General features: G+C 74.7%; 18 protein-coding genes and 1 tRNA gene. 10 read left to right on the plus strand and 9 right to left on the minus strand.

Going from position 1 to position 25,520, the window contains the following annotated elements; all coding sequences use genetic code 11:
• Positions 1–3: 3 nt before the first annotated feature.
• Positions 4–1,095 (minus strand): EAL domain-containing protein, encoded by a 1,092-nt coding sequence (locus O2W16_RS13995; protein WP_269159424.1) that lies wholly within the window; start codon positions 1,093–1,095, stop codon positions 4–6.
• A gap of 189 nt (positions 1,096–1,284) precedes the next feature.
• On the opposite strand from O2W16_RS13995, the gene O2W16_RS14000 reads away from it, so the two are divergent.
• Positions 1,285–4,113, plus strand: a complete 2,829-nt coding sequence (locus O2W16_RS14000; RefSeq protein ID WP_269159425.1) for a SpoIIE family protein phosphatase — start codon at positions 1,285–1,287, stop codon at positions 4,111–4,113.
• A 39-nt stretch (positions 4,114–4,152) separates the two neighbouring features.
• Here the strand turns inward: O2W16_RS14000 and O2W16_RS14005 are convergent, their stop codons facing one another.
• Both O2W16_RS14005 and O2W16_RS14010 read right to left on the minus strand, forming a co-directional pair.
• Positions 4,153–6,210, minus strand: coding sequence for an acyl-CoA dehydrogenase family protein (locus O2W16_RS14005; protein WP_269159426.1), 2,058 nt, complete (start codon positions 6,208–6,210; stop codon positions 4,153–4,155).
• The gene (locus O2W16_RS14010; RefSeq protein WP_269159553.1) at positions 6,207–6,881 is read right to left on the minus strand and encodes a TetR family transcriptional regulator; all 675 of its coding nucleotides are present in this window, start codon (positions 6,879–6,881) and stop codon (positions 6,207–6,209) included. The genes O2W16_RS14005 and O2W16_RS14010 overlap by 4 nt, the downstream gene beginning before the upstream one ends.
• 116 nt (positions 6,882–6,997) lie before the next feature.
• Here O2W16_RS14010 and O2W16_RS14015 point away from each other — a divergent pair, with 116 nt between their 5' ends.
• The 5 genes from O2W16_RS14015 to O2W16_RS14035 all read left to right on the plus strand — a co-directional run bounded on the left by O2W16_RS14015 (position 6,998) and on the right by O2W16_RS14035 (position 11,850).
• Complete coding sequence (locus O2W16_RS14015; protein WP_269159427.1) at positions 6,998–8,281, plus strand: acetyl-CoA C-acetyltransferase; 1,284 nt, start codon at positions 6,998–7,000, stop codon at positions 8,279–8,281.
• A gap of 40 nt (positions 8,282–8,321) precedes the next feature.
• The gene (locus O2W16_RS14020) at positions 8,322–9,677 is read left to right on the plus strand and encodes a 3-oxoacyl-ACP reductase (protein WP_269159428.1); all 1,356 of its coding nucleotides are present in this window, start codon (positions 8,322–8,324) and stop codon (positions 9,675–9,677) included.
• 1 nt (position 9,678) lies between these two features.
• Positions 9,679–10,533, plus strand: coding sequence for a MaoC family dehydratase (locus O2W16_RS14025; protein WP_269159429.1), 855 nt, complete (start codon positions 9,679–9,681; stop codon positions 10,531–10,533).
• Positions 10,534–10,678: 145 nt separating this feature from the next.
• A complete protein-coding gene (locus O2W16_RS14030) occupies positions 10,679–11,692 on the plus strand; it encodes a class E sortase (RefSeq protein WP_269159430.1) in 1,014 nt (337 codons plus the stop codon).
• Positions 11,692–11,850: a hypothetical protein gene (locus tag O2W16_RS14035; RefSeq protein WP_269159431.1), complete on the plus strand. Its 159-nt coding sequence runs from the start codon at positions 11,692–11,694 to the stop codon at positions 11,848–11,850. The genes O2W16_RS14030 and O2W16_RS14035 overlap by 1 nt, the downstream gene beginning before the upstream one ends.
• Before the next feature lie 36 nt (positions 11,851–11,886).
• Here O2W16_RS14035 and O2W16_RS14040 read toward each other — a convergent pair whose 3' ends face one another.
• On the minus strand, positions 11,887–12,966 hold the full coding sequence (locus O2W16_RS14040) for a DUF1611 domain-containing protein (protein WP_269159432.1): 1,080 nt from the start codon (positions 12,964–12,966) through the stop codon (positions 11,887–11,889).
• Entirely contained in the window at positions 12,963–13,997 is a 1,035-nt protein-coding gene (locus O2W16_RS14045; RefSeq protein ID WP_269159433.1) for a dipeptide epimerase, read from the minus strand. Before O2W16_RS14045 ends, O2W16_RS14040 begins: the two co-directional genes overlap by 4 nt.
• A gap of 165 nt (positions 13,998–14,162) precedes the next feature.
• Here O2W16_RS14045 and O2W16_RS14050 point away from each other — a divergent pair, with 165 nt between their 5' ends.
• Positions 14,163–15,353 carry a YkvI family membrane protein gene (locus tag O2W16_RS14050; protein WP_269159434.1) on the plus strand — a complete coding sequence of 397 codons (1,191 nt, stop codon included), beginning with the start codon at positions 14,163–14,165 and terminating at the stop codon, positions 15,351–15,353.
• Positions 15,354–15,359: 6 nt separating this feature from the next.
• Here the strand turns inward: O2W16_RS14050 and O2W16_RS14055 are convergent, their stop codons facing one another.
• A complete protein-coding gene (locus O2W16_RS14055; protein ID WP_269159435.1) occupies positions 15,360–18,011 on the minus strand; it encodes a phosphatase domain-containing protein in 2,652 nt (883 codons plus the stop codon).
• A gap of 249 nt (positions 18,012–18,260) precedes the next feature.
• Here O2W16_RS14055 and O2W16_RS14060 point away from each other — a divergent pair, with 249 nt between their 5' ends.
• Positions 18,261–19,670 carry a hemolysin family protein gene (locus tag O2W16_RS14060; RefSeq protein WP_269159436.1) on the plus strand — a complete coding sequence of 470 codons (1,410 nt, stop codon included), beginning with the start codon at positions 18,261–18,263 and terminating at the stop codon, positions 19,668–19,670.
• On the plus strand, positions 19,667–20,725 hold the full coding sequence (locus O2W16_RS14065; RefSeq protein WP_269159437.1) for a hemolysin family protein: 1,059 nt from the start codon (positions 19,667–19,669) through the stop codon (positions 20,723–20,725). The genes O2W16_RS14060 and O2W16_RS14065 overlap by 4 nt, the downstream gene beginning before the upstream one ends.
• Before the next feature lie 15 nt (positions 20,726–20,740).
• On the opposite strand, the gene O2W16_RS14070 is transcribed toward O2W16_RS14065, so the two are convergent.
• Complete coding sequence (locus O2W16_RS14070; RefSeq protein ID WP_269159438.1) at positions 20,741–22,567, minus strand: helicase-related protein; 1,827 nt, start codon at positions 22,565–22,567, stop codon at positions 20,741–20,743.
• A gap of 237 nt (positions 22,568–22,804) precedes the next feature.
• Here O2W16_RS14070 and O2W16_RS14075 point away from each other — a divergent pair.
• Positions 22,805–22,892 (plus strand) — tRNA-Ser (locus O2W16_RS14075).
• A gap of 405 nt (positions 22,893–23,297) precedes the next feature.
• Here O2W16_RS14075 and O2W16_RS14080 read toward each other — a convergent pair.
• Together O2W16_RS14080 and O2W16_RS14085 are read right to left on the minus strand one after the other, a co-directional pair.
• Positions 23,298–23,918, minus strand: coding sequence for a vWA domain-containing protein (locus O2W16_RS14080; protein WP_269159439.1), 621 nt, complete (start codon positions 23,916–23,918; stop codon positions 23,298–23,300).
• Between the two features lie 5 nt (positions 23,919–23,923).
• Positions 23,924–25,495: an Hsp70 family protein gene (locus O2W16_RS14085; RefSeq protein ID WP_269159440.1), complete on the minus strand. Its 1,572-nt coding sequence runs from the start codon at positions 25,493–25,495 to the stop codon at positions 23,924–23,926.
• Positions 25,496–25,520 lie beyond the last annotated feature (25 nt).

Here is a 25,520-nt window from a genome sequence, read left to right on the forward strand (position 1 = left end):
GGCTCAGGTGGTGGCGGCTGCGGACGCCAGGTCCTCGATCCGCAGCAGGCCGAGGACGGCGCCGCTGCGGTCGGTGCACAGCACCGGGTCGAACCGGTGCACGGGCGGACGGGTGAGCGCGCGCTGCAGGGTCTCGGTGACCCCGGCCGACGGGTGCACGCGCAGTGACACCGGCGCCCGGTACGGCGCACCGGTCCGAGGGTCGGCGAGCACCAGCTCGGTGGGCACCTCGGCGCGGTCCAGCACGACGTAGGGCGGCGGTCCGTCGTCGCCGTCGAAGGCCTCCCGCTGGCGGAGGGGGCGCAGCAGGCTGGCCACGCTCCCGGTCAGCTGGGCGCGGGCCACGTGGGTGCGCACCAGCTGCGTCACCTCGGGGGACAGCGGGGCGAAGTGGGGCGTGGGGCGGCCGAACAGCCAGCCCTGGGCCAGCGGGACGCCGAGCCGGGCGAAGACGGCGAGCTCGCCCACGGTCTCCACGCCCTCGGCGAGCAGCCAGGCGTCGATCCGGCTGGCGAAGGTGCCCACCATCTCCGCCAGCGCGGCCTTCACCGGGTCGGTGTCGGCACCGGCGACCAGGGCCCGGTCCAGCTTGACCAGCTGCGGGCGCACCTCGGCGAGCTGCTGCAGGCCGGCGTGACCGGAGCCGGCGTCGTCGATGGCGATCAGCGCACCGCGGCCGCGCAGCGCGGCGGTCTGCTCCCGCAGTGCCGCGAGGTCCGGGGTGGGCATGGGCTCGGTCAGCTCGACGACCACCCGGCGCAGCGTGGCCGGCTGGGCGAGGGCGGCGGCGACCGGCGCGGTGCCCAGCAGGTGCGGGCTGACGTTGACGGTCAGGAAGGTGGTGGGCGGCAGGTCCGGCAGGGCAGCCAGGGCCTTCCGCAGGGCGAGCGCCTCCAGCTCGGCGCCCAGGCCGGCTTCGGCGGCAGCGGCGAACCACACGTCCGGGGAGGCGGTGCCCGGGAACCGCGCGAGCGCCTCGTACCCGGCGACCGTGGCCGAGGCCAGGTCGACGATCGGCTGGAAGACGACGGTCAGGTCCTCCTCGCCCGCGAGCAGCGGGCGGCAGTCCCAGCGGTCCGGGAGGGTCGACGTCACCTCTCCTGGATCGGCTGCACCGCCGACCTGCTTGAGGCCGCCCGCGGGGGACACCGCTCCGGCCGCCGGTGCCGGGCCTGAGCTGCCGGACGTGCCAGCATGGTGCAGCCCGCCACGAGCAGGGCGTGCCGGCGGCCGCCGGCACCCGTGTCCGGCCTGGCCGGCGCCAGCAGGGGGAGGTTGCCAGTCGTGCCCGCACCGAGCACGCCTGCCGAACCGGACCCGCTGGCCGACCCGGCCCGGGTCGCGGTGGCCCGACGGCTGGTCGCCGAGCTGCCCGGGAGTGCGCCGTTCGACCGGCTGGCCCACCTGGCCAGCCGGCTGCTGGCCGTCCCGACGGTGCAGGTCGTGCTGCTCACCGACGTCGCGGTGCGGGTCGGTGGCTGCGGCCGGCCGACGGCGCTGGGCTCGGCCACCCCGCTGGACCAGGTGCCCGGCAGCGTCGCCGCACGCCTGCGGGCACCGCTGGTGGTGCCCGATGCCGCCACCGACCCGCGGGTCGCCGGACAGCCGGCGGTGGCCTCCGGCGAGGTCCGCAGCTGCCTGTCCGTGCCGCTGGTGCTCGCCGCCGGCGACGTGGTGGGTGCGCTGACCCTGCTCTGCCCGGAGCCCCGGTCCTGGAGCGAGGACGACGTCGTCCTCGCCGGGGAGGTGGCCGCCACCGTCGTCACCGAGCTGGAGCTGGTCGCCGCCTCGATCGCGGTGCGCTCCTCGCTGGGCCGGCTGGAGCTGACGCTGGAGGCCAGCGAGGTCGGCAGCTGGGAGCGCGACCTGCGCACCGGGGTCACCACCTGGGACGAGCGCAACGCCGCGATCTTCGGGCTCCCGGGCCCGTTCGTGCTCTACGGCGACGAGGAGATGGCGCAGCGGGTCCACCCCGGCGACCACGGCGCCCTGCAGCAGGCGATGGACGTGGCCCTCACCGGCACGGGTGAGTTCGTCGTCGAGATGCGGGTGCTGCGGACCGATGGCGAGGTGCGCTGGACGGTCTCCCGGGGCCGGGTGGGCCGGGACCAGTCGGGTGCGCCGGTGCGCCTGATCGGCACCACCGTCGACGTCACCGAGACGCGGCAGCAGGCGCAGCTGCGGCTGGCCGCGGTCCAGCGCGCCGCGGTGATCGCCGAGGTCGCTGCCGAGCTGGCCAACGCCGACCGGATGTCGGAGCTGGCCGAGGCGGCCCTGCGTGGCGCGGCCGTGCTCGGCGCCGACGCCAGTGCGCTGGCCGTCTTCGCCGCCGGCCGCGGCCCGCTGCGGCTGCACATGACCCGCCGCCTCGTCGACGCCGTCGAGTCGCGCACCGACGCCGTCCTGTCCGACGAGGGCGTGGAGCTCCCGCTGGACGACGAGCTCCCCACCCAGTACGTGGCCCGGCACGGGGAGCTGGTGCTGCTGGGCGACCGGGCGGCGGCGGTGGCCCGTTTCCCGCGGATGGCCCACGTCGGTGACCTGGTCGGGGTCCGGGCCCTCGCCGCGCTGCCGGTGCGGCTGGAGGGCCGGCTGCTGGGGAGCTTCACCGCGGTGTGGGCCGAGGACCACGCCTTCACCCCCGAGGACCTCGAGCTGCTCCATGCGCTCACCGCCCAGATCGGGCTGAGCGTCTCCCGGCTGCACGCGGACGCCCAGCGGGACGCCGCACTGGCCGAGATGGCCGCGGCCAACGTCCGGCTGGAGCTGCTGGCCGAGGTCGGCCGGGTGCTCTCCGGGACCCTGGAGATCACCGAGCAGCTGGGCCGGCTGGCCGAGCTGGTGGTGCCTGCGCTCGGCGACTGGTGCTGGGTCGTCGTCACCGACGAGCACGGCCGGATGCGCCAGCTGGCCTCGGCGCACCGCGACCGCTCCAGGTCGGCAGAGCTGGCCGACTACGTGCGCGGGATGGTCGGCGGGATGACCGAGCACGCCGCCGCCCGGGTGGTCACCCGCACCGGACGGCCGCTGCGGGTGCCCGGCCTGGACGCCGCCTACGTCGCGCGGGCGCTGCCGGACCCCGTGGCCCGCGAGCAGCTGGCCCGGCTGCACCCCGACTCCGGCATCGTCGTGCCGCTGGTCAGCCGCGGGCGCACCCTCGGGGCGCTGGGCCTGTACGTGAGCGCCGAGCGGGGCCGGCACACCGACGTCGAGCTGGACACCGCCCTGGAGCTCGGGCGGCGGGCCGGGGTGGCGCTGCAGCAGGCCCGGCTGTTCGGTCAGCAGCGGCAGCTGGCCGAGACCCTGCAGCGCAGCATGCTGACCGCGCCGCCCGCACCGGACCACTGCCAGATCGCCGTCCGGTACGTGCCGGCCGCGGCCGGGGCCGAGGTCGGCGGCGACTGGTACGACGCCTTCGTCCAGCCCGACGGGGCGACCATGCTGGTGATCGGGGACGTCGTCGGGCACGACAGCCGGGCGGCGGCGGCGATGGGCCAGCTGCGCGGGCTGCTGCGCGGCATCGGGCACCACACCGGCGGCACCCCGGCGGAGGTGCTCGCCGGCCTCGACCGGGCGAGCTCCGGGCTGGACCTCGACGTGATGGCCACCGCGCTGATCGCCCGGCTGGAGGAGGACTCCCCGGAGCTGTCGGCTGCCCAGACCCGCGTCCGCTGGGCGACCGCCGGGCACCCGCCGCCGGTGCTGCTGAGCGCGGACGGGGAGGTGACCGTCCTGGACGGCGGCGACCCGGACCTGCTGCTCGGGGTCGACCCGGACACCGTGCGCAGCGACCGGGTCGCGGTCATCGGCCGCGGTGGCACCCTGCTGCTCTACACCGACGGCCTGGTGGAGCGGCGCGACCGGGACCTGGACGCCGGGGTCGCGGAGCTCTGCCGGGTGCTGGCCGGGCTCACCGAGCTGCCGCTGCAGCAGCTGTGCGACCGGCTGCTGCAGCGGATGTACCTGCCCGACACCGAGGACGACGTCGCGCTGCTGGCGGTCCGGCTGCACCCGCAGGACGCGCCGCGGCCGGCCGAGGCCGGCCCGCAGCGCGTCCCACCGGGGATCGAGCCGGCCCCGGACGCCGACCCGGCGGCGGCCGGCCCCGCCTGACGGCCGCAGGGACCACCGAGATGGCCATCGAGGGTCCTCTTACTGGGCGGGGGCCATCTCCAGGTCGGTCGCGGTGGCGTCCTGCTGGGGCTGGGCCCCACCGGCGCGCAGCGCGGCGTCGTGCGCGGCCATCGTCTCCTGCCGGCCGGGCTCCTCGGCCACGATCGCGCAGTTGAGCCAGGCCTCGGGGACGGCGAAGGCGTCGACCAGGGTGCGCATGTGCGGCCGCAGCTCCTTGAGCAGGTCGTTGACCACCCCGGTGAGGGCCTTGGCCCGGGTAGGGGTGAGCCGGCCGTGCTCGAGGAACCAGCCCTTGTCGGCCTCGATGGTGCTCAGCGCGTAGAGGTCGCAGACCCGGGCCAGCAGCGCCTTCGCGGCCGGGTCGGGAGTGCGCTCGATGCCGGCGACGAAGGCCTCCAGCACCACCCGGTCGATGTGCGCCTCGGCCGCGGCGAGCACGTGGTCCTGCACGTCGTTGAAGATCTCGAACGGCCGGTCCTTCTTGGCCGCGGCGCCGCCGCGCAGCCGCCGGATCGCGCTCTCCAGGACGTGCTTCTCGCGGTCCTCGAACGCGGCCAGCTGCCAACCTCGGTCCAGCATCGAGACGTCCTCGTCCCGGCCGGGCACGGCGTCGACCAGTCGCTGGATCAGCCCGCGGGCCGCCGTCCGCTCCAGCACCGTCTCGCGCACCTGCTCGGCGACGAACGCGGCCCGGCCCCAGCCGTCCAGTGAGCCGAACGCGTCCCGGTAGCCGGTGAGCAGGCCCTTGGCGACCAGCTGCATCAGCACGGTGTTGTCGCCCTCGAAGGTGGTGAAGACGTCGGTGTCGGCCTTGAGCGTGGGCAGCCGGTTCTCCGCCAGGTAGCCAGCCCCGCCGCAGGCCTCGCGGCACAGCTGGATGGTCCGGGTGGCGTGCCAGGTGGTCACGGCCTTCAGCCCGGCCGCCCGGGACTCCAGCTCGCGCTGCGCGGCCTCGTCGACGTCCTCGCTCCCCAGCACGTCGTGCATGGTGGCGGTCAGCTCCTCCTGCGCGAAGCTCAGGGCGTAGGTCTTCGCCAGCGCCGGCAGCAGCTTGCGCTGGTGCACCAGGTAGTCGTTGATCACGACCTCCCGGTCCTCGCCGGGGGCGGAGAACTGGCGCCGGGTGTCGCCGTAGCGGACGGCGATCTCCAGGGCCACCTTCGTCGCTGACCCGGCCGAGCCGCCGACGCTGACCCGCCCGCGCACCAGGGTGCCGAGCATGGTGAAGAAGCGCCGGGTCTCGTTCTCGATCGAGCTGGTGTAGGTCCCGTCGGCGGCCACCTGGCCGTAGCGGTCGAGCAGCATGTCGCGCGGCACGGTGACGTGGTCGAAGGTCAGCCGCCCGTTGTCCACCCCGAGCAGCCCGGCCTTGGGGCCGTCGTCGCCGATCGTCACGCCGGGCACCGGGGCACCGTCGGCGTCCCGGATCGGGACGAGGAACGCGTGCACGCCCTTCCCCTCAGGTGCCTGTCCCTCGCCCTGGGTGACCAGCTGGGCGAAGACGACGGCCATCCGGCCGTCCTTCGCGGCGTTGCCGATGTAGTCCTTGCGGGCGGCCTCGTGCGGGGTGTGCAGGTCGAAGGTCTGCGTGGCCGGGTCGTAGGTGCAGGTGGTGCGCAGCTGCTGGACGTCGGAGCCGTGGCCGGTCTCGGTCATCGCGAAGCAGCCGGGCAGTGCGAAGCTCATGATGTCGGGCAGGTACCGGTCGTGCTGGCGCTTGGTGCCCAGCGCCTGCACCGCACCGCCGAACAGCCCCCACTGCACGCCGGCCTTGACCATCAGCGACAGGTCGGCCTGGGCGAGCATCTCGATGGCGGTGACCGAGCCGCCGGCGTCGTCCGCGCCGCCGTACTCGACGGGGAAGCCGAGGGAGACCCGGCCGGTGGTGGCCAGCTCCGCCGCCAGCGCGGTGATCCGTTCCCGCGCCTCGGTCATCGACTCGCCGTACACGGGGGCGTACCGGGCATCGCCGAGCTGCTCGCGGCTGTCCCGGCGGACCTGGGCCCAGCGGCCGTCGAGGACCTCGGTGAGCCGTGCGGCGTCGACCGGCGTCAGGGGGGTGGGGGTGCTGGTCATGATTCCTCCATCGGACTCGCGGGGGTCTGGGTTGAGGGCTCCGGGGTGACGACGCCACGCAGGCCCAGCCAGGCCAGGTCGGTGAGGTGGGTCGCCAGCTCGGCGCGGGGCATGGGGCGGTCCGCGCGCAACCACCAGTCGGCGGCGGCCCGGACCAGGCCGATCACGCCGTGCCCCCAGGGGGCGGCCGCGGCGGTGTCCCGTCCCGCGCTGGTCAGCGCTGCGCCGACCAGCGCACCCACCTCGTCGCCGACCAGGTCGGACAGGCTGCTGATCGGGTCGGCGTCGACCGGGTGGTCGACGAGCGCCTGCCCGACCACGAACCGGTAGACCTCCGGGTCGGCCTCGATGAAGGCCAGGTAGGTCTCCACGGCGGCGGTCACCATCTGCCGCGGGTGGTCGCTGCTGCCCATCGCCTCGCGCAGCTTGCGGGTGAGCTGGGCCGCCACCCGTGCACAGACGGCGACGTAGAGCTCGCTGCGGTCGGCGAAGTGCCGGTAGACGACGGTCTTGCTGGTGCCGGCCTCGGCCGCGATCTCCTCCATGCCCACGCCGGCGCCGTGCTTGCCGACCGCGGCGAGCGTGGCGTCGACCAGCTGCTCGCGGCGCGCGCGGCGGTGCTCGTCCCAGCGGGAGTCCCGCCGATCCCGCCGGCCGGCCGCCGTCTCCATGTTCACGACACCGACGGTACCTGATACTCTCGGTACCGTTCAGTCTGTCCCGCATCGACTGCCCCCGAGGGGCCAAAGTCGCGACTTTGGCCCCTCGGGTGTTCCTGGAGGTCCCCATGGCACCGCAGACTCGGAAGGCCGCGATCGTCGGCGGCAACCGCATCCCGTTCGCCCGCTCCAACGGCGCCTACGCCCGGGCGAGCAACCAGGACATGCTCACCGCCACCCTCGACGGGCTCGTCGCCCGTTTCGGGCTGCAGGGTCAGCAGGTGGGTGAGGTGGCCGCCGGCGCCGTCCTGAAGCACGCCCGCGACTTCAACCTCACCCGGGAGAGCGTGCTGGGCTCCCGGCTGTCGGCCGCGACGCCGGCCTACGACGTCCAGCAGGCCTGCGGCACCGGCCTGGAGGCGGCCGTCCTGGTCGCCAACAAGATCGCCCTGGGGCAGCTCGAGTCCGGCATCGCCGGGGGCGTCGACACCACCTCCGACGCGCCGATGGCGCTGAACGAGGACATGCGGCGGGTGCTGCTGGCGGTCAACAACGCGAAGACGCTGCAGCAGCGGCTCTCGGCGCTGGCGGGGATCCGGCCCGGGCAGCTGGTCCCCGAGGTCCCCCGCAACGCCGAGCCGCGCACCGGCCTGGCGATGGGCGACCACGCAGCCATCACCGCCGCGGAGTGGGAGATCGGCCGGGAGGAGCAGGACGAGCTCACCGTCCGCTCGCACCACAACCTCGCCGCGGCCTACGACCGTGGTTTCTTCGACGACCTGGTGACGCCGTTCCTCGGCCTCACCCGCGACCAGAACCTGCGCCCGGACACCTCGGTGGAGAAGCTGGCGAAGCTGAAGCCGGTGTTCGGGCAGGGCGAGGGCGCCACGATGACGGCGGGCAACTCCACCCCGCTGACCGACGGTGCCTCCGCCGTCCTGCTCGCCTCCGACGAGTGGGCCGCCGAGCACGACCTGCCGGTGCTGGCCCACCTGGTCGACGCGCAGACCGCCGCCGTCGACTACGTGCACGGCGGCGAGGGGCTGCTGATGGCCCCGGCCTACGCGGTGCCGGTGCTGCTGGCCCGCAACGGGCTGACCCTGCAGGACTTCGACTTCTACGAGGTCCACGAGGCGTTCGCCTCCACGGTGCTCGCGACGCTGAAGGCCTGGGAGAGCCCCGAGTACTGCAAGGAGAAGCTCGGGCTGGACGCGCCGCTGGGCTCGATCGACCGGGCCAAGCTCAACGTGCACGGCTCGTCGCTGGCCGCCGGGCACCCCTTCGCCGCAACCGGTGGCCGGATCGTCGCGACGCTGGCCAAGACGCTGCACGAGGCAGGACCCGGCAAGCGCGGCCTGATCTCCATCTGCGCCGCCGGTGGCCAGGGCGTCGTCGCCATCCTCGAGTCCTGATCCCCGCCCCCTGCGAGTGCACGTCCCTGAGGAGAAACCCATGAGCGACTGGTACCGCGACTTCGCCAACTCCGGCCTCGGCACGACCATCACCAAGCAGCTGGGCCTGCCCCGCCCGGCGGAGCTGCGCCGGTACGAGCCCGGGCAGCCGCTGCTCCCGGGCCCGGCGGTGGTCGGGTCGGCCGGCGAGGGCCGGCTGCGGGAGGAGGTCACCGGACTGCTGCGCGACGCCGGGGTGACCGTCGTGTCCCCGGTCGCCGCCGACGGCTCGACCGACGGGGAGCGGCTGGCAGCGGTCCTGCTCGACGCCACCGGGCTGACCGGTCCGGCCGACCTGGCCGCGGCCCACGACTTCCTCGCCCCCGCGCTCAAGCGGTTGCGGCCGTCGGGCCGGGTGCTGGTGCTGGCCGACCCGCCGGCGGAGACGTCGTCCCCGGCCCAGGCGGCCGCCCGGCAGGCGCTGGAGGGGCTGGTCCGCTCGCTGGCCAAGGAGCTGCGCAGCGGCTCGACGGCGAACCTGGTGCACGTGCCCCTGGGCGCGGAGGCCTCGCTGGCCAGTCCGCTGCGGTTCTTCCTCTCCGGCCGGTCGGCCTACGTCGACGGCCAGGTGCTCGCCGTCACGACCGCCGACCTGCCCACCGGCGAGGACGTCGACCGGCCGCTGGCGGGCAAGGTCGCCGTGGTGACCGGGGCCGCGCGCGGGATCGGTGCGGCCATCGCCCGGGTGCTGGCCCGGGACGGCGCCCACGTCGTCGCCGTCGACGTGCCGGCGGCCGGGGAGCAGCTGGCCGAGGTCGCCAACGAGGTCGGCGGGACGGCGGTGGCGCTGGACATCACCGGCGCCGACGCCGGCCCGCGGCTGGCCGCCCAGCTGGTGGCCCGGCACGGCGGGGTGGACGTCGTCGTCCACAACGCCGGCATCACCCGGGACAAGCTGCTGGTCAACATGGACGCCGCCCGGTGGAACTCGGTGATGGCGGTGAACCTGCAGGCGCAGCTGGACATCACCCAGGCGCTGCTGGACACCGAGGGGGCGCTGAAGCCGGGGGCCCGGGTGGTCAGCGTGAGCTCGCAGTCCGGCATCGCCGGCAACCGCGGGCAGACCAACTACGCGGCCTCCAAGGCCGGGGTCATCGGCATGGTGCGCAGCTGGGCGCCGGAGTTCGCCGAGCGCGGGGCCACGATCAACGCCGTCGCGCCGGGGTTCATCGTCACCGAGATGACCGCGACGATGCCGCTGGGCACCCGCGAGGTCGGCTCCCGGCTCAACTCGCTGCAGCAGGGGGGCCTGCCGGTCGACGTCGCCGAGACGATCGCCTGGCTGGCCCAGCCGGGCAGCGCCGGGGTCAACGGCCAGGTCGTCCGGGTCTGCGGCCAGTCGCTGCTGGGGGCCTGACGTGACGCGCACCGTGCTCGACGCCCCGCCGGCGATGCCGGCCCTGTTCGCCCGGGCCGCGCTCACCGCGCGTGGCCGGGGCGGCGACCTGCCCGACACCCGGCTGGCCCGGGTCGGCGTCGAGGTCGATCCGGCGCACCTGGCGGACTACGCCCGGGTCTGCCGGTTCCCGCTCGCCGACAGCCTGCCGGTGACCTACCCGCACCTGCTCGCCTTCCCGCTGCAGGTGGCGCTGATGACCGACCGGGCGTTCCCGCTCGCACTGCCCGGTCTGGTGCACGTGCGCAACCGGATCGAGCAGCTCGCGCCGATCGGCACCGGCTCTGCGCTGGACGTCGAGGTGTGGGCCGAGCGGTTCGCCACGCACCGCAGCGGGGCGACCGTCGACCTGGTGGCGTCGGTGCGCAGCGGCGGCGACGAGGTGTGGCGTGGCCGGTCGACCTACCTGGCCCGCGGGGCGAGTGCGCCGGAGGGTGCGCCGGAGGCCGACGTCGAGGTCCCGGTGGGCGAGGTCGAGCGGGTCAGCGCCCGCTGGCGGGTGCCCGACGACGCCGGACGGCGGTACGCGAAGGTCTCCGGCGACGTGAACCCGATCCACCTCTCCGGGCTGACCGCCAAGGCGTTCGGCTTCAAGCGGGCGATCGCGCACGGGATGTGGGTGAAGGCCCGGGGCCTGGCAGCGCTGTCCGGGCGGTTGCCGGACGCGGTGAGCGTGGACGTCGGCTTCCGCAAGCCGCTGTTCCTGCCCTCGACCGTCGCCCTCGCCACCTCGCCCGTGGACGGCGGCTGGGACTGGGCCGTCCGCGGCGAGAAGAGCGGCGTCGAGCACGTGGTGGGCGTCGTCCGCCCGGTGTGACCGAGGACCCGGACGACGATCCGAGTCGATCCGTGCGGCCGCGCCGTCCAGGAGCGGCGGCGCGCCTCACCAGTGCCCATCCGTCACACCGACCGCGTCGTGCGCGGAGAACCCCCGCCGGGCACCTAGCCTCCCGGAGAGCAAGGTGCAGCCGAGCGAACCGGGGGAGTTCATGGCCGACCCGGAGTGGCGCCGCGAGAACGACATCGAGGACACCCAGCGCTGGCAGCGGATCCCGGACCTGGTCCCGGTGCCGCCGGCCGGGGGCACGGTCGCCGCTGGGGCGCGGATCGCCGTGGCCGAGCCCCGGAGGACGCCGGAGTGGCTGTTCGACTCGGAGCCCTCCACCGGGGACGAGCCCGAGGACGAGGCCCTGGAGGAGCACGAGCACGGGTCGACTCCGCAGAAGGTGCGGGAGCCGGTCTGGCTGGTGCTGACCCGCGGGGCCGGCGAGCTGATGGTGACCGTGGGGCTGGTCCTGCTGCTGTTCGTCGTCTACGAGGTCTACGTCACCGATCTGCTCAACGACCGCCGGCAGGACCAGCTGACCGAGGAGATCCGCGACGTCTGGGCAGACGCCCCGGAGCCCACGGCCGTGCTCCCGGTGCTCGTCGAGCCGGCGGCCGGCGAGCCGCTGGCGGTGCTGCGCATCCCGCGGCTGGGCGAGGACTACCAGCAGGTCGTCCTGCAGGGGACCGACGAGGCCCAGCTGTCGCAGGGACCGGGGCACTACGCCGGGACGGCGATGCCCGGGCAGCCCGGCAACCTGGCCGTGGCCGGGCACCGGGTGGGCAAGGGATCCCCGTTCATGGACCTGGACCAGCTCCGGCCGGGGGACCCGATCGTGATGGAGACCGCGGACGCGTGGTTCGTGTACCGGGTGCTCGGCGACCCGGCCACCGGCGACTTCACCACCGACCCCAGCGGGATCCCCGGCCAGCAGATCGTCCGGCCGTCCGACGTCGACGTCATCGCCCCGACGCCGGGCGCTGCCGGTGTGGCGCCGTCGGGGACGTACCTGACCCTGACCACCTGCCACCCGAAGTACTCCGCGCGGCAGCGCCTGATCGTGCACGCCGGCCTGGACGGCGCCCCGGTCGCCAAGGTCGATGCGCCCGACGGCCCGCCGGCGCTGCTCGAGGGCGGAGAGGACTCCTGATGTACGGCTGGATCTGGCGCAGCCTCCCGGGTGGGCGGACGAGCAAGGCGCTGCTCTCCCTGTTCCTGGTGCTCGCCGTCTGCGCGTTGCTGCTGCTCGTCGTCTTCCCGTGGGCGGAGCCGATGCTCCCGTGGAACGACGTGACCATCGACCAGTGAGCCGCCCGGCGAGGTGACGCGCCCACGCCGTGGGCGTCAGCCGAGCGCGGCCAGCACCGCGTCCAGCACCCGGTCCGGGCCGAAGCGGACCACGTCGTCGGCGACCAGGCCGGTCTCCGCCTCCGCGGCGGCCACCGCGGCCCGTGCGTCGTCGTCGGAGAGCCCGGCGGTGTTCAGCGCGATCGCGGCGACCGGTGCCGGCCGCACCCAGCCGGCCGCCTGCTCGTAGCCGCTGACGATCCCGGCCAGCGGCGGCAGGGCCGTCTGCGGGTAGTCGGCGATCGCGGTGCGCCCGGCCCGGTGGCAGAGCACCAGCGCGTCGGCCGACGCACCGTGCAGCAGGCCGAGGGTGACCCCTGAGTAGGCGGGGTGGTAGATCGAGCCCTGCCCCTCCAGCCAGAGCAGGTCCCCGCGGGTGGCGCCCTCGCGGACCAGCCGGTCGGCGGCGCCGGCCACGTAGTCCGACACCACCGAGTCCACCGCGATGCCCCAGCCGGAGATGGCCACCCCGGTCTGGCCGGTGGCCACGAAGACCGAGGCCAGCGACCGGTCCCGGGCGGCGCGGTCCAGCTCCAGGACGACGCTCATCTTGCCGATCGCGCAGTCCGAGCCCACGGTGTGCACCACCCGGGCGGCCACCGGCTCGCTGCCGGGCACGTCCAGGTCGTCGGGGGCCGCCCGCAGGTCGCGGATCTGCGCCCCGTGCTCGGCGGCGAGGGCGGCGAGCGTGGGGTCGGTGCGCAGGTCGGTGTGCAGCCCGGCCTCGACGTGCATCCCCAGCCGCAGGGCGTCGGCGAGCACCGCACGCCAGGCCGGGGTCAGCCGGCCGCCCAGCGGGGCGACCCCCAGCAGCACGGTGGTGGCGCCGAGCGCGGCCGCCGCCGCCACGTCGGGGACGACGGGGGCCGGGTGGTCGCAGAACGGGACGACGTCGACCGCACGGCGCCCGGCGTGCACCTCGTCCACGACGCAGACCACCTCGCGCGGGCCGTAGCGGAGCACCCCGTGGGCGGTCTTGGCGTAGGACTCGGCGAGCTGGCCGGCGGTGAGCACCGCCAGCCGTTCGGTGCTGACCTGATCACCGTCGCTGCTCATCGGGCCTCCGTCGGTGCTCATCGGGTCTCCGCCGGGGTGAGGCCCAGCCCGGGTGCGTCGGGCAGCACGACCCGGCCGGCCGAGAACCCCAGCCCGGTGAACGGCTCGTCGGCGACCAGCAGGTGCCCGTCCAGGTCCACGAGGTCGGCCAGCGGGCCCAGCTGGGCGGCCTGGGCGATGCCGAGCTGGGACTCGATCATGCAGCCGAGCATGACCCGCAGCCCCAGCGCCGCCGCGGCGTGCACCATCCGGTGGGCCTCCCGGATCCCGCCGCACTTGGCCAGCTTCACGACGATGCCGTCCGCGAGGCCCGCCGCCGGGGCGACCGAGCCGAGATCGGTGCAGCTCTCGTCGAGGAAGACCGGCAGCCGGTCGGGGAGCTCGCGATAGCGGGCGTAGGCGTCCAGGTCGGCGCGCGAGAAGGGCTGCTCGATCATCTCCACGCCCAGCTGCCGCAGCTGCGGCAGCAGTTCACGGACGCCGTCCAGCGTCCAGCCCTCGTTGCCGTCGACCCGCAGCCGCGCCGGGGAGACCTCCCGGATCGCGGCCAGCCGCGCCAGGTCGTCCGGGCCGCCGACCTTGACCTTGTAGACCTCGAACCCGGGCGCCCGGCGCACCCGGTCGACGGTCTCCTCGACGGTGGAGATGCCGATCGTGAAGCTGGTCGGGGGCTGGACGCCGTCCAGGCCGAGCATCCGCCACACCGGCAGCCCGGCGTGCCGGCCGGCCCAGTCGTGCGCCGCGCCGTCCAGCGCCATCTTCGCGCCCTGCGGGCCGTCCCAGGCGCGGAGCCGGCGGGCGATCCCCTCCAGGTCCCGCAGGTCGTGCCCGAGCAGGTCCGCGCCGTGGTCCTGCACCGCCGCCGCCATGCCGGCCACCGACTCGCCCGCGTAGGCGACCGGGGCGCCCTCGCCGTGGCCGGTCACGCCGCCGGCCTCGACCCGGACGACGAGGACCTCCTCCGTGTCGGTCGAGGAGCGGGCGATGGTGAAGGTGTCCCGCAGGCGCAGCTCCTGCGGCCAGCAGGTCACGGCCACGGTGTCGCGGGCCATCGGCATCGCTCCTCGTCGGCAGATCGCTCCGGGCGGCGGACCCCCACCCTGGCCGGGCGATCGGAGCTTGGCAAACCTGGTCTCCGCCGGGCCGGCGTGGCAGGGTCGTCCCCCCACCGGAACGAGACAGGTCCCGCACCGCGTCGAGTCGAGCAGGTGAGCCGCATGGCCGGTACGCCCCACCAGACGTCCTCCACCCCTGGGCTGATGGGCGGGAGGTACGGCCGCTACGTCCTGCCCGCCGTGGTCTTCCAGTCGGTGCTCATCGGCGGCGGCTACGCCACCGGCCGGGAGGTCGTGCAGTACGGCGCGCGGTTCGGTGCGCTCGGGCTGTGGAGCATCGCCGCCGTCCTGCTGGGCTTCGCGCTGATGTCCGGGCTCGCCTACGAGTTCGCCCGGACCTTCCACGTCTACAACTACCGGTCGTTCATGAAGGCGCTGATCGGGCCGTTCTGGCTGGCCTTCGACGTCCTCTTCCTGATCATGGTCGTCATCGTGATCGCGGTGATGGCCGCGGCCGCCGGCACGATCGGCGAGCAGACCATCGGACTGCCCGGATGGGTCGGCGTCGTCCTGGTCATCGGCGCCGTGGCGTTGTTCAACTTCTACGGCGGTGCCTTCATCGAGAAGGCCAAGTCGGTCGGCACCGTCGTCCTCTACGTCGCCTACCTCGCCTTCGCCGTCACCGTGCTGACCCAGCGCTGGGGCGACACCACCGACACCCTGATGAGCGGGACCTCCTCCTACAGCGAGGGGGCCACGGCGCTGGCCGCGATCGGGGTCGGGCTGCTGTACGTGGGCTACAACCTGACGGTCATGCCCGCCGTGCTCTTCACGCTGCACCGCCAGCAGCGCCGCCGGGACGCCGTCCTCGGGGGCCTGGTCACCGGGGTGCTGTCGACCATCCCGTTCGTGCTCACCTACCTGTGCCTGCTGGCCTTCTACCCGGACGACGACGTGCTCGGCGCCGAGGTGCCCTGGCTGGTCATGCTGCAGTCGGTCGGCGGGCCGGTGCTGGTCGCGGTGTTCGCCGCGGTGGTCATCTTCACCCTGATCGAGACGGCGACCGGCTCGACCCACGCCATCGTGGACCGGGTCGACGACACCCTCGCCGAGCTGGGCCGGCGCCGGCTCACCCGGCTGCAGTCGGCGCTGTTCACCGGAGGGGTCGTGCTGGCCGGTGCACTGCTGTCCCAGGTCGGCATCATCGCCCTGGTCGCCCGGGGGTACACGCTGATGGCCTACGGCTTCATCGCCGTCTTCGCGCTGCCGCTGCTGACCATCGGCGTCTGGCGCATCGCGCGGGCCCACCGGTCGGGCTCGTCTCCGCGCCAGGACGCCCCGGCGCCGTCCTGAGGTCTCTCACATGCTGCGGCGCGCCTTGAGCAGCGGCGGACGGCCGTCGGGGTCGATGACGTAGCGGTAGAGGGGCGCGGCCAGCAGGCGTTCCCGCAGGGGCGGGCGCTCGACGTGGTGGGCCCGCAGCCGGCCGGGGGGCCGGGGTCCGTGACGCCCGCCGGCGTGCCAGGCGTCCAGGGCGGCGGCGCACTCCCGGAACACCGCCACCGCCCGCTCCGGGTCCAGCAGCTCACCGTCGGCGTCGGCCCGGCCGAGGTGTTCGCGCATCAGCTCCAGCCGCAGTTCCCGGGCGAAGCGGCGGGCTCCGTCCCCGTGCCCGCCCGGGTCGGTCGGTTCCCGAGGGTCCCGCTCGCTGTCGAGCACGGCCGCGGTCAGCTCCGAGTCGTGGGTCCAGGACCGGCGGTTGAAGTTGTCGCTGCCGACCGTGGCCCACACGTCGTCGACCACGCAGACCTTGGCGTGCACGTAGACCGGGTTGCCCCGCGCGTTCTCCACGTCGAAGACCTGCACCCGGTCCCCACCGGCGGCTCGGACCATGTCCAGGGCCCGGTCCTGCCCGACGGCCGCCGGCAGGATGCTGACCGGGCTGCTCTTGTCCGGGTGCCGGGGCACGACGACCACCAGGTGCAGCCGGGGCCGGGCGCGCAGCGCCTCGGCGAACACCCGGGCGACGTCGGTGGACCACATGTACTGGTCCTCCACGTAGACCAGGCGCTCGGCCCGGGCCAGCGCCTTGGCGTACCCGCGGGCCACGCTCCGCTCGCCCTCCGGGGCGAACGGGTACCCGGGCCAGCGGTTGGGGTAGGTGCGCAGCAGCTGGACCGCGCACGACCCCTCACCCGGCGGCGCCGGCAGCGCCTCGGGCAGGGACGACGGCGTCCGGTCCTGCCCGCGGAGCAGGTCCGGCAGCACGTGCCACGGCATCCGGGACAGCGCCGCCGGGTCCTCCCACCGCTCCCGGAACACCGTCTCGACCTCGCGCACGACCGGCCCGCGCAGCTCGGCCTGCACGTCGTGCCACGCCGGGGTGTCGCCGTAGGCCTCGGCGAAGGGCCGGGGCTGTGGATCGCCCCCGTGGGCCGCGTCGTCCCGGCGGCTGTGCGCCACGTCGATCCCACCGACGAACGCGACGTCGTCGGCCGGACGGTCGCGGTGCCGGACGACGACGAACTTCTGGTGGTGGCTGCCCATCGGCCGGACCCGCTGGTCGAGCAGCACCTCCCCGCCGGTCTCGTTGACGTCCCGGGACAGGCCCCGGTTCTCCTCCGCGGAGTAGCTCAGCGCCTCCACGTGCGACCGCCAGATCAGCCCCTTGACCAGGGCGCCGCGGCGGACGGCGTCGGACAGCGCCTTCCCCACCGTGAGCCCGTCGTCAGTGAGGAGCTCGTCGGTGTCGCCGCGCCAGCCGGCGAGGAAGACCACGTCGCCGCGCCCGGCGCCGGCGAGCGCGTCGGCCAGGGCGGGGAAGTAGGCGCGGCCGTGCACGATCGGCCGCACCCGGTTGCCCTCCGTCCACGGCCGCAGCCGGGTGGCGGCGTTGCCGCGCTCGGCGGCGGTGAGGAACCACGCCTCCGGACCGGCCGGCGCCGCAGGCGGCAGGTCGAGCGTGGTGTCCAGGCGGGCGGCCAGCTCGGCGCCGTCCGGAGCCCGGACGACCGGGACCGCGCCGACGGCACCGCTCGGCCCACCGCCGTCCTGCTCACCCCCGACCGGCAGGACCTGCCGCAGCGCGATCGCCTCCACCCGGTCCGGGTGCTGGCGGGCGAAGTCCTGGTAGATCTCCGGGTCGTGCTCGCCGTCGTCCCCCACGAGCACCCAACGGATCCCGGGCAGGTCGGTGGACAGCCGCTCCAGCGAGCTCCGCTTGTGAACCCGGCCGTCCCGGAACCAGGCGCGGGGCGTGATGCCCCAGTCGGTCATCAGCAGGGCCCCCGCCGGGAACCGGTTCCGGTCCAGGAAGCGGGCCACCGGCCCGGCCAGGTTCCACGGGCCGTTGCTGAGGTAGACCACGGGGGCGTGCGGGTGCTCCTGCACCAGCCGGGTGAGCAACAGGGCCATGCCCGGCACCACGGTGCGCCCGCTGCTGGACCGGGCGAAGGTCCGCCAGGCGGCCCGGAGCGGGTGCCGCAGCCCGGTCACCCAGATGGTGTCGTCGACGTCGCAGACCACCCCGCGGCGGGCGTCCGGCGCGGCGACGTGCACGGTCGCCCGAGCGGGCTCGCGCCCGGGCACGCGCAGCTCCACCTGCGCCGGTCCGGGCGGGAGGACCACGTCCAGGGTGACGTCGACGAGCCCGGCCGCGTCGGACCGGGCGGTCTGCCGCACGTCGCCCAGTGCGACCTCCACCTCACCACCGGGCTCCTCGAGGGTGAGGAACCGCCGCCAGCCCGGGATGTCCCGCCGGGCCCCCGGGTCGGTGCCGACCGGCGCCAGCAGCACCCGGCCCAGCACCCGGGCGCGGCCGCTGGCGCCGTAGCCGGGGAAGGTCAGCGCCGCCGGGTGCCAGCCCCGGCGTCGGGCCACCCGGGCCAGTTGGTCCCGCAGGCCGTTCTCCAGCCGGTAGGCGATCCCGATCAGCCGGCTGGGGGCATCGGCGGCCGGGTCGGCCGGGTCTGCTGCCGGACCGCTCCGCTCGCGGTGGGTCTGTGCGGTCATCCTGGCGGCTCCGTAGGTGGTGGCGTCCGTAGCTGGTGGTGCGGCCCACGGCACCGTGCAGCGCAGCACCGCGCGGGCCGGGGTGGGCGAGTCCTCAGTCCTATCGTGGAACCACCCGGTCCGCTCGGGCGTTGCGGCTGGCAGCGGTGCAGCCGGGTGCGGACGCCGGATCGACGACGACGAACAGGGGACCACGGTGAGCACGCGCTGCCCAGGGCCGCGCCATGACCGGAACCGGCGGGGACGCCGGTGATCGAGTGGCTGCTGCTCCTGGCAGCCGTCCTCCTCGTCGCCGCCAACGCGGTCTTCGTCGCGGCCGAGTTCTCCCTCATCGCCGCCGACCGGGTCGCCCTGGAACGGGAGGCGGCGGCCGGCGACCGACGGGCGGCCGGTGTGGTCGCGGCGATGCGCTCGCTGTCCACCCAGCTCTCCGGCGCCCAGCTGGGCATCACCGTGACCAGTCTGGTCGTCGGGTTCATCGCCGAGCCGTCGCTGGCCACGCTGCTGCGTGGACCGCTGGGGCTGACCGGGCTGGGCGACGGGGCGGTGACCGCGATCTCCGTCGGGGTGGCGCTCACCGTCGCCACCGGGGTGCAGATGGTCTTCGGCGAACTCGTGCCCAAGAACTGGGCGATCGCCGAGCCGACCCGGGTGGGGAAGTTCGTGGCCGGGCCACAGCGGGCCTTCACGACCGCGACCAGGCCGTTGATCACCTTCCTCAACGGGTCGGCGAACCGGTTGCTGCGCCTGATGGGCATCACCCCGACCGAGGAGCTCGCCTCGGCGCGGGCTCCGCAGGAGCTGGCGTCGCTGGTCAACCGGTCGGGGCAGGCCGGGACGCTGGACGTGGGCACGGCCGACCTCGTCGCCCGGTCCATCCAGTTCGGTGACCGGACGGCGGCCGACGTGATGACCCCCCGTCCGCGGGTGCGGTTCCTCCGCGCGGACCAGCCGGTCGCCGACCTGCTGGCGCTGGCCGCGTCCAGCGGGCACGCGCGCTTCCCGGTCGAGGGGGAGAGCGTCGACGACGTCGTCGGGGTGGTCCACTTCAAGCACGCGATGGCGGTGCCTGCGGCACAGCGGGCGACCCGCACGGTGGGCGAGGTGATGGTGCCGGTGCGCGCGGTGCCGGAGACCGTCGAGCTCGACCCGTTGCTGGAGACCCTCCGCGAGCCGGGGCTGCAGGTGGCCGTGGTGGTCGACGAGTACGGCGGCACCGCCGGCATCGTGACCCTGGAGGACCTCATCGAGGAGATCGTCGGCGAGATCGACGACGAGCAGGACGCTCCGGTCCACCGGCAGCGCCAGGCACCGGACGGGTCCTGGGTGCTCTCCGGCCTGCTGCGGCCCGACGAGGCCGGCGAGGCCGTCGGGCTGGAGCTGCCCGAGGGCGAGGGGACGGACACCCTCGGCGGGCTGCTGACCGAGCGGCTGGGCCGGCTGCCGCGGGTCGGCGACCGCGTCGTCCTGCCGGCCCGTGACGTCGCCCGTCCGGATCCCGACGGCGTCCCCGTGGCGACCGAGGTGGCGGTGACGGTGACCCGGCTGGACGGCCACCGGGTCGACCGGGTGCGGATGCGGCGCACCGGGGGCGCGACCGCGGCCGCAGCACGACCGACCGAGACGGCACGACAGACGGAGACGGAGACCGCCCGATGAGCGACACCGTGGCCATCCTGCTCGCGGTCTTCCTGCTGGCGGGGAACGCGTTCTTCGTGGGCGCCGAGTTCGCCCTGGTCTCCGCCCGGCGGACCCAGATCGAGCCGCGCGCGGCCGAGGGCGTGCGCGGTGCCCGGACGACGTTGAGGGCCATCGAGAACGTCTCGCTGATGATGGCCGGCGCCCAGCTGGGCATCACGGTCTGCTCGCTGGGGCTGGGCGCCGTGGGCGAGCCGGCCGTGGCGCACCTGCTCGAGGGGCCCTTCGCCGCGGCGGGCCTGCCCGAGGCCCTGGTGCACCCGATCGCGTTCGCCATCGCGCTCGCCGTCGTGGTCTTCCTGCACATGGTGCTGGGGGAGATGGTGCCGAAGAACATCTCGCTCGCCGGCCCGGAGCGGGCGGCGTTGCTCCTCGGGCCGCTGCTGTACTGGGTCGTCCGGGCCCTGCACCCGCTGATCTGGCTGCTCAACCAGGTGGCCAACCTGGTGCTGCGGGCGCTGCGGGTGACGCCGCAGGACGAGGTCAGCTCGACGTACACCCGGGACCAGGTGACCGGCCTGATCGGGGAGTCGCACCGCGAGGGCCTGATCGACGAGCGGGAGCACCAGCTGCTCACCGGTGCGCTGCAGTTCGACGAACAACGCACTGCCGACGTGGCGATCCCGACGGCGGACCTGGTCACCGTGCCGTCCGGGATCACCGTCGGCGAGCTCGAGGAGGTGTGCGCGGCCACCGGCTACTCCCGCTTCCCGGTGGTGGACGGCGACGGCGACCTCGAGGGCTACGTGCACCTCAAGGACTTCCTCGCCGTCCCGGTGGCGGAGCGGGACTCCCCGGTCGACCCGGCGCTCATCCGGCCCCTGGCCGGCGCGACGACCGACCAGGGGCTGCGGGACGTGCTGGCCACCATGCAGCGGGAGGGCGCCCACCTGGCGGTCGTCCGCGACGGCGACAGCGGACGCGCCGTGGGCGTGGTCGCCCTGGAGGACGTGCTGGAGGAGCTGGTCGGCGAGGTGCGGGACGCCGCGCAGACGGTGGCGGCCGGCCGCCGGTAGCGACGCCCGGGCCGGTCAGCTCCGGCGTGACCCCCGGGCGGACCGGTTGCGCCGGCCGGCGCCGCCACCGGTGTTCGCGGTCGGCGCGGGACGATCGCCCGTCCGGGCGCCACCCCGGCCGCGGCCGCCCCCGGCCGGACGGGAGCGCTCGGCGGCGCCCCGCCCGGCCCGCGGGCCGCTGCACGGGCGGCAGGTGGTGAACCACGGGGCGATCGACGTGCCGCACTCGGTGCAGGTGCCCGAGCGGCCGATGGCGATCGCGTCGGGCAGCAGCTCGGTGATCGTCTCGGCGCACGCCTCCTCGAGCTCGGCGGCGTCGTCGCTGTCCAGCCCGGCCACGCCGGGGAACTGGCGGAGCAGGGTCTGGGCGTCCCGCGCGGCGGCAGCGGCCTGCTCGTACTCCTCGACCGAGCCCTTGACGGGGTATTCCGGGAGCACGGTCTCGACCGGCACCGGCAGGCCGACCGCGTGCTGCAGGGCGGCCCGGGCCAGCACCAGCCAGCGGGTGCGCCGCGGCGGGTTGTAGTCGATGGCGAGGTTGATCAGCCGCCACACCGTCTGCAGGTCGCCGGCCTCGCCCAGCGGCCCGCGCAGCATCGGCAGCAGGGCGTGCACCCGCAGCACCAGGCCGGAGACGTCGTCGGCGGTCATGCCCTCGTCCTGGGTCGCGACCCGCGCCCAGGCCATCCAGCGGGTCAGCGCCTCGGGCAGGTCGACCGCCTCGAACGCGCCGAGGTCCTCCAGCTCCGGGCGGAGGCGCGGCCGGCGCTTGGGCAGGTCGCTCATCTCGTCGCCACGGGCCACCGCGGCGCCGGCACCGACCAGCGCGCCGACCGGCTTGAGCCCGGCGACCCCGATCAGGATGCCGGTCTGGCCGTGCCCCGTGAGCCCGTACCGGCCGGCGCGCCCGGCGATCTGGGCGACCTCCCAGGTGCGCAGCGGGCGCAGCTCCTGGCCGTCGAACTTGGTGGTCTCGGCGAACAGCACCGTGGTGGCCGGCACGTTGATGCCGTGGCCGATGACGTCGGTGGTCACCAGCACGTCGAACTCGCCGCGGGTGAACCGGTCGATGACCTGGCGGCGGGTGGCCGGCGGCAGCGCGCCGTAGAGCACGCCGACCTTGCCGGGCCGGTGCTGGTCCAGCTCGGCGGCGACGGCGTAGACGGCCTTGCGGGAGAAGGCCACGACGAGGGTCTGCGGGCGGACGGCGTCGGTGCGCACCGGTGCCTTGAGCACGTCCAGGCGGGAGAGCCGCTTGTGGTTGACGACCTGGACCTGCTGGGCGTCGGTGACCAGCGGCTTGAGCACCAGGTACGCCTCGGCGGCGGAGATGAGGTGCATCTCGCGGTACTCGCCGGTCAGCAGCAGCCGCGCCCAGTGGTGGCCGCGGTCGGGGTCGGTGACCCAGTGCGACTCGTCCAGGACCAGCAGCTCGCCGCGGTCGGGGGCCTTCTCCACGGTGCAGCAGACGATCGCCGCGTTCGGGTCGATCTCCTCCTCGCCGGTGGACAGGCCCACGGTGCCGGGCGGGAGCTGGGCGGAGAGCTTGGCGTAGGCCTCATGGGCCAGCTGCCGCAGCGGGGCTGCGTAGACGCCCGAGCCGGTGGCGGCCAGCGCCTGCAGCGACTCGTAGGTCTTGCCGGAGTTGGTCGGGCCGAGGTGGAAGACCACCTTCTGGGGGCGGGTCGCCCGGGAGGGGAGCTCGGGAGCAGCGCCGTCCACCCAGATCTGCTGGGCGCGCTTCTCGTCGCGCGCGGCGATCCGGTCGGCGTCACGGGCGGCGCTCTCGCGAGAGGCGCTCCGTTCGCGGCGACGGGTGGGGGACTGCGGGGGGACGGTCACAGACAGGGAGTGTCCTTCGCTGAGGGGTCAGGCGGTGGGAGGTCGACGCGCGCGTGCGCGGACCATCACTAGGTGGAACACCGCCAGCGGCCCCATCATGCCCGACGGCGCTGTCCTGGTGAACCGTGCCGTGGCGACGCGGCGCCGGGCGGAGGCCGACCTCGACTCCGGGTCGGGCGGTCCGTGCGTCCGCCGGCGGACCTGTCTCGGGGGCGGGACGCTAGCCTCGGACCGCCAGGAGGGCTCGCCTAGTGGCCGATGGCGGCGGTCTTGAAAACCGCTAAGAGTTCACAGCTCTTCGTGGGTTCGAATCCCACGCCCTCCGCCGACCTGTGCGTTAGCACGGGGTTTGGACAGTGCAGACGTCGCTCGGACGTTCGCGCAGCCAATCCGCAGCCATGGCAGCGGGTTTCCAGCCCCATGTCTGCACGCGGCTCCGCCGTCAATCACGGAGAGCCACGTGCACCTGGGTGTGCTGTGCGGCCGGACTGGGACGTCCGGCCGTCGCTCCTCGCTTCTGTGTGCCCCCCATTGCCAGTCGCCCGTCCCGGTCCGGTAACCGGTTCGGCGCCGATCCTGTCGGCTGAGGGCCGGCGCGTCGATAAAGCGGTGTTGTTGGTGGACCTGCTCCAGATCGCCGCCGCCGTCGCCGCTGTGCTGCTCCTCGTGTACGGGCTGGTCGCCTAGCGGTCCCCCGGTCGGCACGGCGTGGCGCGGACCTGCCGGGGTGTCACCGCGAACGTCCGTTCCGCCGCAAGCCGCCGGCCATCCCGGCGATCGAGTCGGCGATGTCATCCTGGGCGGCCACCCGCGGCCCCGCACCGGTGGCCTCGGTGGAGATGACGTCCAGGCTTTCCGCGCTCGCCAGCCCCAGGCCGCAGGTGATGATCCGGATGTCCTCCGCCCGCATGACGTCGGACTTCGCACGCGCACCTGCCACGTCCCCGAGGTCGCCGTCGCCGAAGATGGCGACCACCCGGTCCCCGCCGCGGTTGGCCAGCAGCTGATGCGCCTGGTACAGAGCCGGCACTACGTTGGTGCCGCCGCGGATCCCCGCGCCGCCGAGGAAGCGGTCCAGGGTCCTCCCGTCGCGGGTGAGCTCGGTGTGACCGACGACGCCGTCGTCCCAGAGCAGGACCGCCACCTCGTAGTAGGCCTGCAGTGCCTCGTCGACGAACCGCCGGCAGCCGACCTTGGCCTGCGTCAGCGGCGAGCCGCTCATCGAGCCGCTGACGTCGAGGCAGAGGACGACGGAGCCGCCGATTCGCGCCTGCACGGCCGCCAGGTGCCGCCCCGTCGGGTACTGGGTGAGCCCCGGAGCTTCGAATGAACGCCGGGTCCAGGTGGGCACGCCGCTCACCGGGCCAGCCGCAGCGCGGACACGACGGCCTGCTGGTCCTGCACGTCGGCGCTGTCGGAGACGCCCTCGACGAAGGACTCCAGCAATAGCGTCCGCCCGCTCCGAGGCTCGGTCGCCGTGCAGCGCAACCGCCCGTCCAGCCCGACGGCCAGAGTGATGTCGATCGGCGAGCCCGCGGCCAGGCCGGCCGGGATGTCGACGATCTCGCCGTCCAGCACCCGCCGGTTGTAGGCCGCCTCCGGGGAGGCCACGGCGCCGGCCTGCTCCATCAGCTCGACGCGCACTCGGTCTTGGTCGCTCATGATCGTCGCGAAGGTGGCCTGCACGCCTGGGACCGGCAGTGCCGTGTTCACCGCGATCAGGTGCTGCACGATGATCCGCTCCCCGCTCGGGTCCGTACTGTCGCAAATCTTGATGCCGAGGGCCCGAGGGACGACGGAGTGCACTGGCCGGGTGGTCTGCAGCCGGCGAGCGCTGTCCGGCACCGGCCCGGCCACCAGCTGCAGCGGCCGGCCGCTGAGCGACCGGGCGTGTACCGCGGCTCCCTTGCCGACCGCCAGGTCGGGGTCGCTGAGCTGCACCGGCAGGCCGAACCGGCGGGTCAGCCGCTCCGCGACCATCGGCATCCGGGTAGAGCCGCCGACCAGCACCGCCCGCGAGGGCCGCGGCGCGCCCGCGCGCACCGCGGCGTCCATGACCCGGGCGACCACGGTGAGCGTCTCCCCCAGCAGGTCGTCGCACGCCTCCTCGAACTCCCGCCGGGTGACCGTGATCGTCGACCGGCCGCCGTTCCAGTTCATCACCGTGCCGACGCTGGTCCGACGGGTCAGCGCCTTTTTGGTGTCCTCCGCCTGCAGGGCCAGCCGGCCGACGAAGTCCTCGTGGTCCCGGGCGTCCTCGTCGGAGGTGGCCAGCACGTACCGGTCCAGGAGCAGCTCGGTCAGCCGCTCGTCGAAGTTCAGCCCGCCCAGCTCCTCGCTGCCGTCGACGGCGACCACCCGCGGCCCGATGCCGGTCAGCTCGACGACCGTCGCGTCGAAGGTGCCCCCGCCCAGGTCGAAGACGAGCAGGCTGCCCGTCTCCCCGGAGCTGATGCCATAGGCCAGGGCGGCGGCGACCGGCTCGGCAACCAGGTCCAGGCACTGAAGGCCGGCGATCTGCGCCGCGGCTGCGGTGGCCTCGCGCTCGGCGACCCCGAAGTAGGCCGGCACGCTGATGACCGCGGCGAGCTCAGCCGGCGGGACACCGAGGTGCTCGCTCGCCGCCGCCACCAGGGAGCGGAGGATGACCGCGGAGATGCCCTCGGGCCGGTACTGGTGACCGCCGAAGGTGAGCTGGTGGTCACGGCCCATCTGGCGCTTGATGGCCACGGCGGTGCGGTCGGGGTGGACCGCCGCCGCGTTCTTGGCCTCCTTGCCGACGACGACGCTGCCGTCGACGTCGAAGTGCACCGCCGACGGGGTCAGGTCGTCACCCTCGGCGTTCGGGATGACCTCGACGGTCCCGTCGTCGCGGACGTGCCCGATCACCGAGTACGTCGTGCCAAGGTCGATGCCTATGGGGATCACGGGCCTACCTCTCTCCCTCTCGCCG

Source organism: Modestobacter sp. VKM Ac-2984 (assembly GCF_026967985.1).
Taxonomy (GTDB): domain Bacteria; phylum Actinomycetota; class Actinomycetes; order Mycobacteriales; family Geodermatophilaceae; genus Modestobacter.